The sequence below is a fragment of the Amycolatopsis sp. NPDC051758 genome, from assembly GCF_044453095.1.
GTDB lineage: Bacteria > Actinomycetota > Actinomycetes > Mycobacteriales > Pseudonocardiaceae > Amycolatopsis.
Genome location: NZ_JBITCJ010000009.1, coordinates 456451 through 472241, shown reverse-complemented (window position 1 = coordinate 472241; position 15791 = coordinate 456451). Strand labels below are relative to the sequence as shown.

Below are 15791 nucleotides of genomic sequence, written 5' to 3'. Positions count from 1 at the left end.
CAACGTAATCCGGGTGGGTGGCTCGCCGTGGGACCCCCACCCGGACGGGTCACGGCTTGATGAGCACCTTCAGCGCCTCGCGGCCGGCCATCGCGCGGTAGCCGTCCGGCACGCCGTCGACGTCGATCGTGCGGTCGAAGACCCGACCGGGCCGGTACTTGCCGTCGAGGACGTCCGGCAGCAGCTCGGGGATGTAGTGCCGCGCCGGGGCGACCCCGCCGGTGACGGTGACGTTGCGGCGGAACACCGACACGCCGACGGGCGCGTCTTCGTACTGCGGCAGGCCGACCCGGCTGACCGCGCCGCCCGGGCGCACGACCCCGAGGCCCATCTCGAAGGCGCCCTTCGTGCCGACGCACTCGAGGACGGCGTGCGTCCCGTGGCCGCCGGTCAGGTCACGCACCTTCTCGATGCCCTCTTCGCCACGCTCGGCGACGACGTCGGTCGCGCCGAACTCGCGGCCGAGGTCGGTGCGGACCTGGTGGCGTCCCATCAGGACGATCCGGTCGGCGCCGAGCCGCTTCGCCGCGAGGACGGCGGAAAGGCCGACGGCGCCGTCGCCGATCACGGTGACGTTCTGGCCCTCGCTCACCCGGGCTTTCACCGCGGCGTGGTGGCCGGTGGAGAAGACGTCCGACAGCGTGAGCATCGACGCGAGCAGGGCGTCGTCCTCGGTGTGGGGCAGCTTGACCAGGGTGCCGTCGGCCTGCGGCACGCGCACGGCCTCGCCCTGACCGCCGTCCACGCCCTTCGCGCCCCAGCCGCCGCCGTGCAGGCAGGACGTCTGGAGGCCCTCGCGGCAGAACTCGCAAGTGTTGTCGGACCAGACGAACGGCGCGACGGCGAGGTCACCCTTCTTGACGGTCGTGACGTCGGCGCCGGTCTCCTCGACGATCCCGAGGAACTCGTGCCCGATCCGGCGGCCGTGCTCGCTGGGCTTCATGTCGGCGTACGGCCAGAGGTCGCTGCCGCAGATGCAGGACCGCGTCACGCGCAGGATGACGTCGGTCGGCTCCACCAGCTTCGGGTCGGGGACGGTCTCCACCCGCACGTCGCCGGCGCCGTAGATGACTGTCGCTCGCATGGCAGGGCCTTCCCGTGGTGGATCGTGACAAACGTCGGGGGTGCGACGGCACCGTCGCGCCTAGATTTTCGGTCATGAGCACTCGCGCCGCAGCCCGCAACCCGTTCGGGGCACTCGCCACCGGCCAGCGGCTGCCGCTGGTCACCGTCACGGTCTTCGTGGTGACACTGGCGTGCGGCATCGCGCAGCTGGCCCACCGGCCGCTGTACGACGCGGTCGTCCGCGACGCCGCGCGCATCACCGACGGCGAGTGGTACCGCCTGGTGACGGGCATGTTCTTCCAGGACGCCTGGGCGTTCGGCCTGGTCTCGAACCTGCTCTGGCTGGCGGTGTTCGGCACGCTCGCCGAGCAGGTCTTCGGTCGCGCGAAGTGGCTGTTGCTCTACTTCGGCTGCGGGCTCTTCGGGCAGTTCATGAGCTACGTCTGGCTCAACCCGGTGGGCGCGGGCAACTCGATGTGCGTCACCGGCCTGATCGGCGGGCTGGCGACGGTGGTCATCGTGGCTTCGCGCCGCTACGGCGTTGTGCTGCCGGCGCAGTTCCGGGTCATGGCGTTCGCGGTGCCGGTGCTGGCCGTGGTCGACACGGTCTTCCACGACAACCACGGCCTGCCGTGCCTGTTGGGTATGGCGCTCGGCTTCCTGCTGCTCCCGCCGCGCCCGTCCGCCGCTCAGTCCGGGTAACGCCCGCCGAGCCGCCGCCAGTGCTCGACCAGGTGCGGCTGCACGGGCACCGCGAGGAGCTCGGCGAGATCCGCTTCGGCCTCGCGAGCCGCTTCCTCGGCGCGTTCCCACTCCTGGTCCGCCGGCCGGGCGGCCGGGCCGGGCACCCCCACCGGCTGCCCGCGCAGCTCCGCCTGGGCCTGGGCGGCGGCGATCCGGTCGCACCGCAGCTCGTCGGCCCGGCCCAGGTCCTCGGTGTGCCGGGCGTCGAGGACGATCCCGCCGCCCGACTGCGCGCCGTAACGCACGGCGATCCGCAGGAGGTCGTTGCTGAACGCACGCGCTTCGGCGGGCAGCCAGGACAGCCGTTCCCAGTCGGGCGGCGGCTGGTCGTCGCGGTGGCAGACCGCGTATCCGGGCACGTCGCACCAGGTCAGGCGGCCTGGCGGGCGGAGTCGGTAGAGCATGCGCGGGTCCCCCTCGGCGGCGGCGGGCTCCCGGTCGGAGCCGCCCTCCATACCCGTTGAGTCGGACCGACGATGACTCGGTGTTACAAGGATCTTCGGTCACCGGCTCCGGTAAAGATCGCGCAGCACGAGGATCTCGGCGCAGTGGTGGATCATCTCCCGGTTGATGTGCAGCACCAGCGTCGCCATCGACTCCTTGGCGTACGGCCCTTCCGCCGGCCCGCACGCCCGCGCCAAACCGTCCGCGTCGAGCGACCGCACCCCGGCGATCCACCGCGCGTAGTACTCGTCGAGCAAGCCCAGCGCTTCGGCGGCCGTCCCCGGGTACGGGTAATCGTCGTAGGTCATCGCCGGGCCACCGAAGTGCGACGCGCTCCGCATGCCCAGGACGCCGACCAGGACGTGGTTGAGCCGCCACGCGATCGTCGTGACCGGCGGCGGGGTCGGCTCCGGGAAGGCGAAGTCGATGGTGAACGGGCCCGTGCCGGGTTCGTCGTCCGACTTCCTGGGCCGCACGGTCCAGCAGCCCGCGACCGGCTCCCACCGGTACTCGTCGTCGGTGAGCCCCTCGAGCTTCGGGCGTGTGTGCACGTTCCAGTGGAAGTCGAGCTGGTCGGTCAGTTCCTTCGTCCAGTTCACAGCCATGCCCCGGACCGTAGAACCCCTCGCGGACAACCGCGGTCCTGAATCGCAGCCGGGGCCGGGGCCCGGGTGACCCGGCCCACCTGGGACGATGGTGGGGAATCCCACCGCTCGCCAGGAGGTTCCCAGGTGCCCAGTCCCACCGGTCCGGTTCTCGTCGTGGACTTCGGGGCGCAGTACGCGCAGCTGATCGCCCGGCGCGTCCGCGAGGCACAGATCTACTCGGAGGTCGTGCCGCACAGCGCGTCCGTCGAGGAGATGCTCGCGAAGAACCCCGCGGCGATCATCCTCTCCGGCGGCCCCTCGAGCGTGTACGCCGAAGGCGCCCCGAGCATGGACCCGAAGCTCACCGAAGCGGGCGTGCCGATCTTCGGCATCTGCTACGGCCACCAGCTGCTCGCCAGCGCGCTCGGCGGTGTGGTCGAGCCGACCGGTGTCCGCGAGTTCGGCCGCACCGAGGTCCGCGTGACCGGTGACGGCGGGGTGCTGCACGCCGGCCTGCCCGCGCACCAGCCCGCCTGGATGAGCCACAACGACAGCGTCACCAAGGCCCCGGAGGGCTCGGTCGTCACGGCCTCCTCCGACGGCGCCGAGGTTGCCGGCTTCGAAGACGTCGAGCGGCGCTTCGCCGGCGTCCAGTACCACCCCGAGGTCGCGCACTCGCCGCACGGCCAGGAGGTGCTGCGCCGCTTCCTGCACGACATCGCCGGCATCAAGCCGCAGTGGACGACGTCGTCGATCGTCGAAGAGCAGGTCAAGCGGATCACCGAGCAGGTCGGTGACGGCCGCGCGATCTGCGGCCTCTCCGGCGGTGTCGACTCCGCCGTCGCGGCCGCGCTGGTGCAGCGCGCCATCGGGGACAGGCTGACCTGTGTGTTCGTCGACCACGGCCTGCTGCGGGCGGGGGAGCGCACCCAGGTCGAGCGCGACTTCGTCGCCGCCACCGGCGTCAACCTGGTCACCGTCGACGCGCGGGACAGGTTCCTCGACGCGCTCGCCGGCGTCACCGACCCGGAGCAGAAGCGCAAGATCATCGGCCGCGAGTTCATCCGCGTCTTCGAGCAGGCCGAGCGTGACCTCAAGGCCGAGGGTGACTACCGCTTCCTCGTCCAGGGCACGCTGTACCCGGACGTCGTCGAGTCCGGCGGCGGCGAGGGCGCGGCCAACATCAAGAGCCACCACAACGTCGGCGGCCTACCGGACGACCTGCAGTTCGAGCTGGTCGAGCCGCTGCGGCTGCTGTTCAAGGACGAGGTCCGGAAGGTCGGCACCGAGCTGGGCCTGCCCGAGACGATCGTGCAGCGCCAGCCGTTCCCCGGCCCCGGCCTGGGCATCCGCATCATCGGCGCGGTCGACGCCGAGCGCCTCGAAACTCTGCGCGCGGCCGACCTGATCGCCCGCGAGGAGCTGACGGCGGCCGGGCTGGACCGCAGCATCTGGCAGTGCCCGGTGGTGCTGCTGGCGGACGTCCGCAGTGTCGGCGTCCAGGGTGACGGCCGCACGTACGGCCACCCGATCGTCTTGCGGCCGGTGTCGTCCGAGGACGCGATGACCGCGGACTGGACACGCCTGCCGTACGAGGTCCTGGAGCGGATCTCGACCCGCATCACCAACGAGGTGGCGGAGGTCAACCGAGTGGTCCTGGACGTCACGTCCAAGCCGCCGGGCACCATCGAGTGGGAGTAAGTCCTTAGACAGGACTCGAGGCCCTGGCGTGGGATCCAGGGCCTCGAGAGTGAGTGGTGGTTGCCGGGTTATCGCCGGCGTTTGCCGAACGACGCGCCCAGGAGCATCAGCCCCACGAACACCGCGCCGCCGGCGACCACCCAGCGGAAGTCGATGTGCGGCAGCCAGCTCGCGCCGTCCGAGAGGACGTAGGCGGAGATCAGCAGCGTCGCGACCCCGACGATCAGGGTGAAGACGTCCACACCGCCGCGCTTGGCGGGCGGGCTGTCGGCCGGGTTGTCGTAGGCGTAAGGGTTCTGGTCAGTCACGCCGCACCTCCACGTTGCCCACACTGTTCGAGACGTGCAGGGTGATCTTCTGGCCGCCGACGCCGTCGGTGCCGTAGTCGGTCCCGGTCAGCGCTTCCTGGCTGATGCCGTCGGTCGAGCGGTCGAAGCACTCGGCCGAGCCGGCGCCGGTGTGGCAGTCGTAGGTCACGTCCGCCGTCTCCGGGACGGTGATCGTGGTGTCGCCGGCGCCGTTGACCACGTTGGTGGTGATCGGCAACCCGGCCGGCAGCTTGGTCAGGTCGAGGTCGATGTCACCTGCCGCGTGCTGGTAGAGCGGCTTCAGGTCGGTCACCGCGCGGGGGGTCTCGTTGAGGTCGCCGACGCCGCCGCGGACGTCGAAGTTCTGGAACGGCACGGTCGTCAGGATCATCCCGGCGATCGCCAGCGGCACCGCGAGCCCGATCAGGCCGCGCCCGCCCCGGACGAACGCGCCGGTGACCAGCCCGATCCCGACCACGCCGAGGACCAGGCCGATGATGTGCTGCGCGGAGAACCACTCGGCGCCGTTGAGGTTCGCCAGCACGCCGCCGCCGGCGGTCAGCACGGCGAGCGCGAAGGTCACCGAGCCCACCTTCGACCGGGGACGCCGGCCGTGGTGCTGCGGCGGCCCGTAGGCGGGCCGCGTGGTGGGCGGCGGCTCGTGCGCCGAGGGCGCCTCGGGCAGGTCCCAGCCGGCCGGGTCGGCGGCGAGGGGGTCCCAGCCCTGCGCCGGCGACTTCGCCTCGGCGGTCGCGGTGTCGGTCATGGTGAAGGCTCCGTTCCCGGTGGAAGCGCCGGACCGCGACCTCGTGACGACCGGCGCGGGCCGGTTCAGGTGGCCGCGGTTGCGGTGCAGCAGGTAGAGGGCGGTGGCGATGAGCGCGAAGCCGATCAGCCCGCCGCCGTCGAACCAGGTGGCGCTGAACGTCCCCCCGGCGCTGACCACGGTGAGGACCGCGAGCACCACGGCGAACGCCGGCGAAACCGACGACCGGCCGCGCCCGACGAGGCCCTCGAAGCCGGACACGTCGTCGCTCTCACCCGGCAGGAACAGCCAGGCGAGCAGGTAGAAGGTCAGGCCGAAGCCGCCGAAGATGGTCGTGACCACCAGCGCGATCCGCACCACGACGGGGTCGATGCCGTACCGGTGGCCGATCCCCGCGGCCACCCCGGCGACCTTCCGCCCGGCGTGCGGCCGCCGCGGCCGGCTGGCCCAGAAGTCCTTGACGGTCTCCTCGAAGCCGTTCAGGGCACCCGGCTTCGGTGCCCGTGTCTCACTCGCACCACTCATACCGAAAATCATGCGGGACGGCCGTCGCCGGGACATCCGGGATGGTCCCTGAGGTTTCCCGGAGGCGGGTGCCGCGGCCACTCGTCCACTGGATCAGGGGTTTCCCCGATGGAACCCCGCGCCCCTGCGTGTGACCATGGACGGCGTGCAGGACTCCCTCGACCACGTCACCACCGAACAGCAGGTGGTACCGGCCGACCAGGCCGCGCCCAAGATGTTCCGGCGCCGGTCCGGCCGGGCGATCGCCGGTGTTGCCGGTGGTCTCGCCGACCACCTCGGTGTGCCGGTCGTCTGGGTGCGGACGGCCTTCGCGCTGCTGGCCGCGCTCAACGGCGCCGGCCTGCTCGCCTACGGCCTCCTCTGGGTGTTCGTCCAGCAGCAGTCCGAAGAGCCCGCGGAAGCGCCGACGCCGAAGGAGCGCCAGCAGGCGTTCGGCCTGATCGCGCTGGGGGTCGGCCTCGCCGTCGCCAGCGGGACGCTCACCGGGTTCATCAGCGGCTGGGTCGCCGTGCCGCTCGCGATCGCCATGATCGGTGCCGCCGTCGTCTGGCGGGAGGCCGACGAGTCGCAGCGCCGCCGCTGGAAGGTCGGCGCGAAGGACGGCTTCGCGGGCGCGTTCCTCGGGGGTGGCGGCTGGTCGGCGGCGATCCGGATCGTCGCCGGTGTCGCGCTGGTGATCGCCGGTGTCGGCGTCGTCGTGCTCCGCAGCGGCAGTCTCGACCAGGTCCAGTTCGCGCTGATCGCCGTCATCGCGACCCTCATCGGGGTCGCCGTGCTGACCGTCCCGTTCTGGCTGCGGCTGGTCCGGGACCTCTCCGACGAGCGCAAGGCCCGCATCCGCACCGACGAGCGCGCCGAGATCGCCGCGCACCTGCACGACTCCGTGCTGCAGACGCTGGCGCTGATCCAGAAGCAGAGTGAGCAGCCGCGCGAGGTCGCGCGGCTGGCCCGCAGCCAGGAACGCGAGCTGCGCGGCTGGCTCTACGGCCCCAACGGGTACGGCAAGCCCGTCGAGAAGACCGAGGAAACCCAGGCCGCCGGGCAGCTGTCCGAAGCGCTCGCGACGGCGTGCGGCGAGGTCGAGGACACCTTCGCGATCTCGGTCGGCCAGGTGGTCGTCGGGGACGCCGAGCTGGACGAAGCGCTGGTCGCGCTGGTCCAGGCCGCCCGCGAGGCGATCGTCAACGCCGCCAAGCACGCCGGGGTCGAAGAGGTCAGCGTCTTCGCCGAGGTCGAGCCGACGTCGGTCACGGTGTTCGTCCGCGACCGCGGCAAGGGCTTCGACCCCGACGTCGTCCCGGAGGACCGCCACGGGCTCGCCGACTCGATCCGCGGCCGGATGACCCGGCACGGCGGCACGTGCAAGGTGCGCACCGCGCCGGGGGAGGGCACCGAAGTGCAGCTCGCCATGCCGGTGAAAGCGGGCAAGGGCGCCGCGTGAGCGGGCTATGCTCGGGGTTCAGGGCTAGCGAGGGAGAGTCGTGACGGAGAACCAGCGGGAACCGGTCAAGGTGTTCCTCGTCGACGACCACGCGCTGTTCCGCGCGGGCGTCCGCACCGAGCTCGACTCGATCACCGACGAAGTCCGCGTGGTCGGCGAGGCCGGTTCGGTCGCCGAGGCGGTCGCCGGGATCGCCCGGACGAAGCCCCAGGTCGTGCTGCTCGACGTCCACATGCCCGACGGCGGCGGCGCCGAGGTGCTGCGCCGCGTCCGCCCGGACCTGCCGGACGTCGTGTTCCTGGCGCTCTCGGTCTCCGACGCGGCCGAGGACGTCATCGCGGTCATCCGCGCCGGCGCACGCGGCTACGTGACGAAGACGATCTCGTCGAAGGAGCTGGTCCGCGCGGTCGTCCGCGTCTCGGACGGCGACGCGGTGTTCTCCCCGCGGCTGGCCGGGTTCGTGCTGGACGCGTTCGCCGACCGCCCCGGCTCGGCCCCGATCAACGACCCCGAGCTGGACCTGCTGACCCCGCGCGAGCGCGACGTCCTGCGGCTCCTGGCGCGCGGGTACGCCTACAAGGAGATCGCGTCGGAGCTGTTCATCTCGGTGAAGACGGTCGAGACGCACGTGTCGAGCGTCCTGCGGAAGACCCAGCTGTCGAACCGCTACGAGCTCTCCCGCTGGGCCTCCGACCGCCGTCTCGTCTAGACGCGCTCGTCCACCAGGGGTGCAGGGGGCGCGGTGACCGCCGCCTTCTGAAGGCGGGTCAGCGCGACCCCGCCGAGCACGACCACCATGCCCGCGATCACCCGCGCGTTCAGCTGCTCACCGAGGAACACCGCGCCCAGCAGCACCGAAACCACCGGCAGCAGATACCCGACGACCGAAGCCGCGACCGCGCCTTCGCTCGCCAGCAGCTGGTAGTTCAGGGCGAACGCGATGCCGGTCGAGCCGATGCCGAGCACCAGGATCGCCAGCAGCGGCCCGAGCTGGAAGTGCACCGGCGTGAACCCGCCCGCCGGCAGCGCCAGCACCAGGAACCCGCTGGCCACCAGCATCTGCCCGGCCGAAAGCGAATACGGCGACAGCGAAGTCCCGGACAGGTACTTGCCCTCGTAGACGAACGCGAAGCCGTAGCTCGCCGCCGCCGCGAGACAGGCCAGCGCGCCCCAGCTCAGCAGCCCCGACGCCTGCCACGGCGCGAAGATCAGCAGGATGCCGCCGAGGCCGACGAGCAGGCCCGCCAGCCGGGTCCCGGTCATCCGCGACGACGTCCCCATCATCGGCGCCGCGAGCAGCACCCACAGCGGCGTGGTCGAGTTCAGCACCCCGGTGATCCCCGAGTCGACGGTCGTCTCGCCGACCGCGAACAGCAGGAACGGCAGCGCGTTGTGGAAGAACGCCGCGACGGTCAGGTGTCCCCACAGCCGCCGGTCACGCGGGAGCCGCGCCCGCTGGATGCGGCACAGGAGCAGCAGCATGGCCGCGCCGAGCACGAGCCGTGCCAGGACCAGCTGCACCGGCGAGAACATCCCCAGCCCCAGCTTGATCCAGAAGAAGCTCGAACCCCACATCAGCGCCAGCGCGGCAATCCTGAGCAGGGTCTTCGTCTCGCCCACCAGTCCTCCTTCGATGATCGAGGCCAGCTTCGCCCCGGAAAGACGTAAGGACAAGCGAAATTAACTGCAGGAACCCTTAAGCTCAGCTGTACAATCGGGGCATGCTCGACGTCCGCCGCATGCAGGTCCTCCGCGCCGTGATCACCAGCGGGTCGATCACCGCCGCCGCCCGCAACCTGGGGTACACGCCGTCCGCGATCAGCCAGCAGCTCTCCGCGCTGGAACGCGAAGCCGGCACCGCGCTGCTCGAACGGGTCGGCCGCGGGGTCCGGGCGACCCCGGCCGGCGCCCTGCTGTCCGAGCACGCCGAGACGCTGAGCACCGAGCTCGCGAAGGCCGAGGCCGCGCTGACGGAGCTCAAGGAGGGCCGCATCGGCCGGGTCGCCATCCGCTACTTCGCGACGGCGGGCGCGTCACTGGTCCCGCCCGCCATCGCCGCGGTCCGGCGTGAGCACCCCGGCGTCCGCCTCGACCTCAAGCTCGTCGAACCCGACGACCCGATGATGGACGTCGAAGCGGGCAACGCCGACGTCGCGATCACCGTCTTCCCGCGCCGGACCCCGCCCGCGAAGGGTGTGGAGCTGGTGCACCTGCTCGACGACCCGTACCGCGCCGTGCTGCCGAAGACCCACCCGCTGGCCCGCAAGCGCGTGCTCGACCTGACGGACTTCGCCGAGGAGCCCTGGGTCGGCGTCGACGGCCTGCCGGGCATCTGCCGCGACATCCTCGACAGCGCCTGCGCGTCCGCCGGGTTCGCGCCGAACATCGTGGTCGAGTCCGAGGACTACCAGACGGCGCAGGGATTTGTCGCCGCCGGCATCGGCGTCGGCCTGATCCCGGAGCTCGGGCTCGGCGCGCAGCACCCCGGCGTGGTCGTCCGCAAGATCCGCAACCCGGAGCCGGCCCGGGCGATCCACGCCGCGATCGCGTCCCGCGCGGCGGGCCACCCGGCCGTCCGCACGCTGCTCGAGGCCATGCGCGCGGCGACCGCCAAGGTGGCCTAGACGAAGAACAGCTCCGAGACCAGGATGCCGACCAGCACCGCCGCGAGGATCGCGGCCACGGTGACCAGCGTCTTCTTCGACACCGGCAGGTTCCACGCGTCGGCCGGCGGCTGGGGGCCCGGCGCGGGCGGCGGCGCGTACTGCGCCGGCGGCGGCACCGGCTGCATCCGCTGGGTCGCCTCCGCCGGACCGTAGCCGGGCGCTCCGATCGGCAGCTGCTGCTGGAACTGCGGTCCCGACGGCGGCATCGGCGGCCCCGCGGGCGCCAGCCCGGGGTTGAAGGGCGGCGGGGGCGGGGGCGGCAGCCCGGGCGCGGTCGGCGGGATGAACGCCGTCTCGCGGCCTTCGGTGATCGCGCTCAGCGAGCGGACCGTGTCGGCCATCGTCGGCCGGGTGGTCGGGTCCGAGCGCAGCATCTTGCTCAGCGCCGCGGTCAGCACTCCCGCGTTCTGCGCCGGCCGCTCGGACGACTGCCCGTCGTCCCCGAACGGCGGCACGCCTTCGACGGAGGTGTAAAGCGTCGCGCCTAGCGAGAAGACGTCGGCGGCCGGCGTCGGCGGCAGCCCGCGCGCGACCTCAGGCGCCACGTACGCCGCGTGGGGCCCGCCGCCGCTGATGCCGATGTCGGTGAGCTTCACCCCGCCGTCGTCGGCCAGCAGCACGGTGCCCGGCTCGAGGGTGCGGTGCACGAACCCGGCCGCGTGGATCGCGGCGAGCGCGTTCCCGAGCTGGATCCCCAGCGCCGCCGCCTGGTCGGGGGTGAGCCGGCCGTGCTCGGCGAGGAACGTCGCCATGCTGCGCGACGGGATGTACTCCATCACCAGCCAGACGTCCTGGCCGTCGGGCAGCACGTCGAACACCTTGATCGCGCTCGGGTGCTCGATCCGCGCCGCGTCCTTGCCCTCCTGCATGGCGGCCGCGCGCGCCTGCTCGGCGCGGTCACCGGCGCCGACGGGCAGGTACATCCGCTTCATCGCGACGGTGCGGAACAGCCGCGTGTCGAACGCCAGCCACACGATGCCCGCGCGGCCACGGCCGATCGGCTGGTCCAGCCGGAACCGGCCGCCGACGATGGTGCCTTCAGAACTCAAAGCTGATCCTCGGTCATCCACCCTGCGCCGAACTGGTCGGCGGATCAGGTGTGGTCTCAGGCACGGAACTTGTCGTCGGAGTCGTTGTCTTCGGAGTCGTCGTCTTGGGCGTCGTAGTCTGCTCCGGCTGAGTCTGCCGCGGCGTCGTGCGCTTCGACGACGACGTGGTCTCCTCCACCGGCGGCGGCACCTCGGCCGTGGTGGTCGGCTCCTCCGTCGTCGACGGCAGCGACTCCGACGTCGCGGCGGGTGTCGGCCGGTTGCTCGACACCGGGGACGCGGGCGCCTCCGGGTTGTTCGGGCTCAGCAGCCAGACGGCCAGCGCGACCAGGCCCACCACCACAACACCGCCGATGATCGCCGGGCGCTTCCAGGCGCCGGGCCGGCCGTCGTCGTCCTCGTCGACCGGGCTGGTCTGCGGACGCCGCGGCGGAGGCGGCGGGGCCGGCTCGTCGTCGTAATCGTCGTAGTCGTCGTCCGCGTACGGGCCTTGCCCGTGCCCCGGCACCGGGACGGCGCGGGTCGCGGCCAGGCCGGGCGGCACACCGTCGGGGTAGTTCCGGTCGTCGTCGGGGTAGCGGTTGTACCCGTCGTAGTCGTCTTCCGGGTAGCCGGTGCCTTCCGGGTAGTCGTCCTCGTCGTAGTACGGCACGGCCTGGGTCGGCGCCGCGTCACCGAGCAGCGTGCCCGAGTGGCCGACGGGGACCTCGTCGAACATCTGGGTCGCGTTCGGGTCGGCGAGGGCGGCCGCGCCGAGGACACCGGCGGACGGCGCCAGCATCGTCTCTTCCGCGGGGGCGCCGAGCGGCGTTTCACCCCGGGCGACGGCGGCGAGCAGCTCTTCGCACTCCTCGGCGGTCGGCCGGTGGTTCGTGTCCGGGTGCAGGAGCACGGCCAGCACGCTCGCCAGCGGCCCGGACTGGCGCGGCGGGATGATCTGCCCGGCCGCGACCGCGTGCAGCAGGCTCAGCGTGTTCTCGGACAGCCCGAACGGCGGCTGGCCTTCGCAGGCCGCGTAGAGGGTGGACCCGAGGGAGAACACGTCGGACTCCGGACCGGGATCACCCCCGATGGCGACCTCGGGGGCCAGGTAGGCGGGGGTGCCGGCGATCATCCCGGTCTTGGTGACCGTGACGTCGTCCTTGGCCCGGGAGATGCCGAAGTCGGTGATCTTCACGGTGCCGTTGCCGGCGAGCAGGATGTTGCCCGGCTTGATGTCGCGGTGCACGATGCCGACCGCGTGCGCCTCGCGCAGCGCCGCGGCGACCTGGGCGCCGATGCGCGCCACCTCGGTCGGCGGCAGCGTGCGGCGTTCCTGCAGCACGGCGGCCAGGCTGGTGGAGTTGAGGTACTCCATGATCAGGCACGGCTGCCCGTTGTCGTCGGTGACGACGTCGAAGACGGAGATCGCGTTCGGGTGGTGCAGCCGGGCCGCGATCCGGCCCTCGCGCATCGTCCGCTGCCGGGCGTCCTCGGCGTCGTGCTCGTCCAGGTGCGAATGGAGCAGGAGCTGCTTGATGGCCACGGTGCGGCCCAGGACTTCGTCGTGCGCCTGCCAGACGGCCCCCATCGCGCCCGTGCCGATCCGGCCGACGATGCGGTATCGATCGGCGACCAGGCGACCCTCGTCGCTCACGCGACCTCCCTTTGGGCTCCGACTTCACCAGGGCGTGAGGATCGGTGCCTGGTGACGCGGCCACGCGCACGCCGCTTCGCTGGAGCGTATGCACATGTCGTGGGCTGTGTGCCGGCTTTTCCGAGACCGACGCGTGACAAGGCTAGGCGCTCACTCTGCGCACACGAATCCGGTACGGGCACTTGAACCACGGGTGAAGGTGTGATCGCCCTGGGCTACATGTACTGGGCCGAGACGAGCTCGGCTTCGGTGATCAGCCCGCCGGTGTCGGCGACCCGGAACAGCTGGGTGACGCGCACCAGGCCGCCGTCCGGCCGGCGCAGTGTCGCGACCGCGAGGATCGAGCCGTCCGGCTTGATCTGCGTGTCGGCCTCCTGGACGTCGATGGCGTCCATCGAGCTCCAGGTGCGGACCAGCTCACCGGCGGCGCCGTCGGCCAGCGACGGGCTCAGCTGGGCCAGCGCACCGGACGGGTTCCGGGCGATCGCGGCGTAGAAGTCCTTGACGGCCTGGATCTTGCGGGCCGCGCTGCGTGCGTCGGCCGCGGCGTCCGGGACCGCGTTCGCCGGGCTCGGCTCCGCCTTGGGCGAGGTGCTGCCGCCGGACGGCTCTTCGGCCGACGGCGTGCCACCGGAGGACAGCGTGCCCGGTGTGGTCGTCCCGTGCTGCTCCGGCGCGCCGCCACCGGCCTGGTGCTGCGGCACGGCGAGGCCGCCGAGCTCCGCGGCCCCGCTGAAGCCCGCCGGGGTCGACTGGCCGCCGGCGGACGCGGCGCGGTGCGCGCTGGTCAGCATCGGCGCGGCGACCACCGCGCCGGCGACGAGCGCACCCGCGGCGACGAGCCCGGCCAGCTTGGCGCGGCGGGCGAACCGGCTCTCCGGCTCACCGTCGTCGTCGGCCAGGTCCGGCTCGCGGACCGGCTCCGGCCGCGGCGGCAGGAACTTCTGCGGGTCCCGGAAAACCTGCTCGAGATAGTCGCGGTCGGCGTCGCCGACGTCGTCGAGCATCTCGGCCGGGATGACGTCCTCGACGCGGACGGCATGAGGTGTCTCACGCCGTGTGCGCTGCCGATCAAGCACGAAAGTCCTCGCTCTGGGGGTCCGGGGCGGTCACTCGGCCGTTCGGCCGGGCTCCCGTTGGTCCGGATGGCCGACTCGTGGCCGGTTCCGGATCCGCTGTCGTCAGGTAACCCTGTGCGGGCGGCCACCACCAGGCTCTGTCGCCGGAATGCCGTCGCGATACGACGAGCGGCAGCTTATGTCACCCACCCGGACCAGGCATAACCGCTCGGCGCACCGCACGTGCATCGGAACGGTCGAACCGCACGTGCAGGCTTGGTTACCGGCCGTCAGAAGCGATCTTGTCGCCGTCCCCGAAGGTCAGCGTGCGCTCTTCGATCGTCTTGGTCCCGTCCGTGTGGGTGACCTCGACGGTGTTCACCGTGACGCCGCGCTCCTGGTCGATGCTGACCTTCTTGACCTCGAAGTACGCGATGCCGGCGTACCGCTCGGAGAGCGCCTGCGGCCCCTGGTCGTGCAGGTCGCCGGTGGTCACCGACGACGCCGTGCCGGGGTCGGTGGTGACGGTGTTGAAGAACTTCTCGGAGTTGTCCCCCATGGTCTGGGCGTCCGGCGGGAAGGAGTACCACCACGGCGCCTTGGCCGGGGTTTCGCGCTGGGCGGGCGTGACCGGCGGCTTCCGCGGCGCGCCGCCCGGCGTGGTCGTGCCGGTCGGCTGCGGGCCGGTGGTGCCGGTGCCGGGTCCGGTGCTCGTGTCCGGGCCGGCGGCGGGCGGCCGGGCGGCACTGTCGACCGGGCCGCCGCCGTCGCTGGTCGTCCCGGCGGAGTTCTCCGGGTGGGCCGAGGTGTCCGGTCCCGCGGCGCCGCCGCCCTCCGAGGGGGGCGGCTCGACGGTCGGGTCGATGACGGCAGGCGCGCCCTGGTAACCGGGCCACGAACCCTGGACGGCCTGGTCCATCGGCGGTTTCCCGACCAGGAACGAGCCCGCGCACAGCAGGCCGACGACCACGGCGCCGGACGCGCCGGTGGCGAACCAGGCCGCCTTCCGCCACGTCTTCGGCGGGGTCACCGACGCCGGCACCGAGCCGATGGTGAAGCCGCCCAGCCCGTCGATGGGGGGCATGGCGTAAACGCGGACGTCGTCGTCCTCCTCGTCGGCGCCGCGCGGCTTCGGGGTGGCCAGCGAAACGCGGGTGCGCCGGGCGGCCTGCTCGGCGCGGGATTCGGGGCCCGGCGGCTCGGCCGGGCCCGGTTCCAGGCCGGCGTCGTCCAGGTCGTCGTCGAAGTCGTCGGCGGGGCCGTCGTCGAGGCCGTTGTCGAGGGGGAGGCTGCCGTGCGCGGCGGGGAACAGCGGCGGCGCGGGCCGCCGGTCGCGCGGCTGGGGCAGCGAAGGCTGGGGCAGGGCGCCGGCCGGCAGCCGCGGCGAAGACGGCTGGGGGAGCAGGAGCGAGCCGGAGACGGGCGGGTCGACCGGCGGCGCCCCGGCCGCGTGGTGCCGCGGCGGGCGGTGCTGCGGCAGGGGCGGGGTCCAGCTTTCCGCGCCACCACGCCGGTGCCGTCCGGGGTGCGCGGGCGCGCCGCCGCGGAACTCCATGCCGTTGCTCATGTGGGATCGACCACCAGGCTGTCCGGTCCTGACGCCGTCCGGCGCCGGATCAACCCGATCGGAGCACCATCCTCACGAGCGAAATCCTGTTCGGAATCCTGCGCAGATGCACGCGCATGCGAGACTGGACGCGCAGGGCCGGTGCCCCCGCGCGTCTCCCGGGCTCCGCCCGACCCAGACGCAAGGGTCCTCACGGCCTCAACCCTAGGAGCATCCGGCGTAGAAAGTCGCCCC

The 15791-nt window shown here is 72.5% G+C and carries 15 protein-coding genes; 5 read left to right on the top strand and 10 right to left on the bottom strand.

Annotation, left to right across the window (positions count from 1 at the left end; translation table 11 throughout):
- Nucleotides 1–49 precede the first annotated feature (49 nt).
- Entirely contained in the window at nt 50–1084 is a 1035-nt protein-coding gene (locus tag ACIA5G_RS37965; RefSeq protein ID WP_395932220.1) for a zinc-dependent alcohol dehydrogenase family protein, read from the bottom strand.
- A 74-nt stretch (nt 1085–1158) separates the two neighbouring features.
- Here ACIA5G_RS37965 and ACIA5G_RS37960 point away from each other — a divergent pair, with 74 nt between their 5' ends.
- A complete protein-coding gene (locus tag ACIA5G_RS37960; RefSeq protein ID WP_395932218.1) occupies nt 1159–1767 on the top strand; it encodes a rhomboid family intramembrane serine protease in 609 nt (202 codons plus the stop codon).
- Here the strand turns inward: ACIA5G_RS37960 and ACIA5G_RS37955 are convergent.
- Both ACIA5G_RS37955 and ACIA5G_RS37950 read right to left on the bottom strand, forming a co-directional pair.
- The gene (locus tag ACIA5G_RS37955) at nt 1755–2213 is read right to left on the bottom strand and encodes a hypothetical protein (protein ID WP_395932216.1); all 459 of its coding nucleotides are present in this window, start codon (nt 2211–2213) and stop codon (nt 1755–1757) included. The genes ACIA5G_RS37960 and ACIA5G_RS37955 overlap by 13 nt on opposite strands.
- Before the next feature lie 99 nt (nt 2214–2312).
- Nucleotides 2313–2858, bottom strand: a complete 546-nt coding sequence (locus tag ACIA5G_RS37950; RefSeq protein ID WP_395932214.1) for a DinB family protein — start codon at nt 2856–2858, stop codon at nt 2313–2315.
- Between the two features lie 126 nt (nt 2859–2984).
- On the opposite strand from ACIA5G_RS37950, the gene guaA reads away from it, so the two are divergent.
- Nucleotides 2985–4541, top strand: a complete 1557-nt coding sequence (guaA, locus tag ACIA5G_RS37945; RefSeq protein ID WP_395932212.1) for a glutamine-hydrolyzing GMP synthase — start codon at nt 2985–2987, stop codon at nt 4539–4541.
- 68 nt (nt 4542–4609) lie between these two features.
- Here guaA and ACIA5G_RS37940 read toward each other — a convergent pair whose 3' ends face one another.
- A complete protein-coding gene (locus ACIA5G_RS37940) occupies nt 4610–4849 on the bottom strand; it encodes a hypothetical protein (RefSeq protein WP_395932210.1) in 240 nt (79 codons plus the stop codon).
- On the bottom strand, nt 4842–6140 hold the full coding sequence (locus tag ACIA5G_RS37935) for a PspC domain-containing protein (protein ID WP_395932208.1): 1299 nt from the start codon (nt 6138–6140) through the stop codon (nt 4842–4844). Before ACIA5G_RS37935 ends, ACIA5G_RS37940 begins: the two co-directional genes overlap by 8 nt.
- A gap of 136 nt (nt 6141–6276) precedes the next feature.
- Between ACIA5G_RS37935 and ACIA5G_RS37930 the strand changes: the two genes are divergently transcribed.
- Together ACIA5G_RS37930 and ACIA5G_RS37925 are read left to right on the top strand one after the other, a co-directional pair.
- Nucleotides 6277–7581 carry a PspC domain-containing protein gene (locus ACIA5G_RS37930; protein ID WP_395932206.1) on the top strand — a complete coding sequence of 435 codons (1305 nt, stop codon included), beginning with the start codon at nt 6277–6279 and terminating at the stop codon, nt 7579–7581.
- Nucleotides 7582–7621: 40 nt separating this feature from the next.
- Complete coding sequence (locus ACIA5G_RS37925; RefSeq protein WP_360675993.1) at nt 7622–8290, top strand: response regulator transcription factor; 669 nt, start codon at nt 7622–7624, stop codon at nt 8288–8290.
- On the opposite strand, the gene ACIA5G_RS37920 is transcribed toward ACIA5G_RS37925, so the two are convergent.
- A complete protein-coding gene (locus ACIA5G_RS37920; RefSeq protein WP_395932204.1) occupies nt 8287–9201 on the bottom strand; it encodes a DMT family transporter in 915 nt (304 codons plus the stop codon). The two genes, ACIA5G_RS37925 and ACIA5G_RS37920, sit on opposite strands and share 4 nt — an antisense overlap.
- 101 nt (nt 9202–9302) lie before the next feature.
- On the opposite strand from ACIA5G_RS37920, the gene ACIA5G_RS37915 reads away from it, so the two are divergent.
- The gene (locus ACIA5G_RS37915; RefSeq protein WP_395932202.1) at nt 9303–10205 is read left to right on the top strand and encodes a LysR family transcriptional regulator; all 903 of its coding nucleotides are present in this window, start codon (nt 9303–9305) and stop codon (nt 10203–10205) included.
- Here the strand turns inward: ACIA5G_RS37915 and ACIA5G_RS37910 are convergent.
- The 4 genes from ACIA5G_RS37910 to ACIA5G_RS37895 all read right to left on the bottom strand — a co-directional run bounded on the left by ACIA5G_RS37910 (nt 10202) and on the right by ACIA5G_RS37895 (nt 15557).
- Nucleotides 10202–11296 carry a serine/threonine-protein kinase gene (locus ACIA5G_RS37910; RefSeq protein ID WP_395932200.1) on the bottom strand — a complete coding sequence of 365 codons (1095 nt, stop codon included), beginning with the start codon at nt 11294–11296 and terminating at the stop codon, nt 10202–10204. The genes ACIA5G_RS37915 and ACIA5G_RS37910 overlap by 4 nt on opposite strands.
- A gap of 13 nt (nt 11297–11309) precedes the next feature.
- The gene (locus ACIA5G_RS37905; protein WP_395932198.1) at nt 11310–12932 is read right to left on the bottom strand and encodes a serine/threonine-protein kinase; all 1623 of its coding nucleotides are present in this window, start codon (nt 12930–12932) and stop codon (nt 11310–11312) included.
- 215 nt (nt 12933–13147) lie between these two features.
- Entirely contained in the window at nt 13148–14011 is an 864-nt protein-coding gene (locus ACIA5G_RS37900; RefSeq protein WP_395932196.1) for a hypothetical protein, read from the bottom strand.
- Nucleotides 14012–14270: 259 nt separating this feature from the next.
- A complete protein-coding gene (locus ACIA5G_RS37895; protein ID WP_395932194.1) occupies nt 14271–15557 on the bottom strand; it encodes a hypothetical protein in 1287 nt (428 codons plus the stop codon).
- Nucleotides 15558–15791: the final 234 nt, after the last annotated feature.

Bases quoted from the DNA above. Each gene is read 5' to 3' on its own strand.
- ACIA5G_RS37960 (WP_395932218.1), top strand. From the start codon at position 1,159: ATGAGCACTCGCGCCGCAGCCCGCAACCCGTTCGGGGCACTCGCCACC.
- ACIA5G_RS37950 (WP_395932214.1), bottom strand. From the start codon at position 2,858: ATGGCTGTGAACTGGACGAAGGAACTGACCGACCAGCTCGACTTCCAC.
- ACIA5G_RS37935 (WP_395932208.1), bottom strand. From the start codon at position 6,140: ATGAGTGGTGCGAGTGAGACACGGGCACCGAAGCCGGGTGCCCTGAAC.
- ACIA5G_RS37930 (WP_395932206.1), top strand. From the start codon at position 6,277: ATGGACGGCGTGCAGGACTCCCTCGACCACGTCACCACCGAACAGCAG.
- ACIA5G_RS37895 (WP_395932194.1), bottom strand. From the start codon at position 15,557: ATGAGCAACGGCATGGAGTTCCGCGGCGGCGCGCCCGCGCACCCCGGA.
- ACIA5G_RS37915 (WP_395932202.1), top strand. From the start codon at position 9,303: ATGCTCGACGTCCGCCGCATGCAGGTCCTCCGCGCCGTGATCACCAGC.
- ACIA5G_RS37955 (WP_395932216.1), bottom strand. From the start codon at position 2,213: ATGCTCTACCGACTCCGCCCGCCAGGCCGCCTGACCTGGTGCGACGTG.
- ACIA5G_RS37965 (WP_395932220.1), bottom strand. From the start codon at position 1,084: ATGCGAGCGACAGTCATCTACGGCGCCGGCGACGTGCGGGTGGAGACC.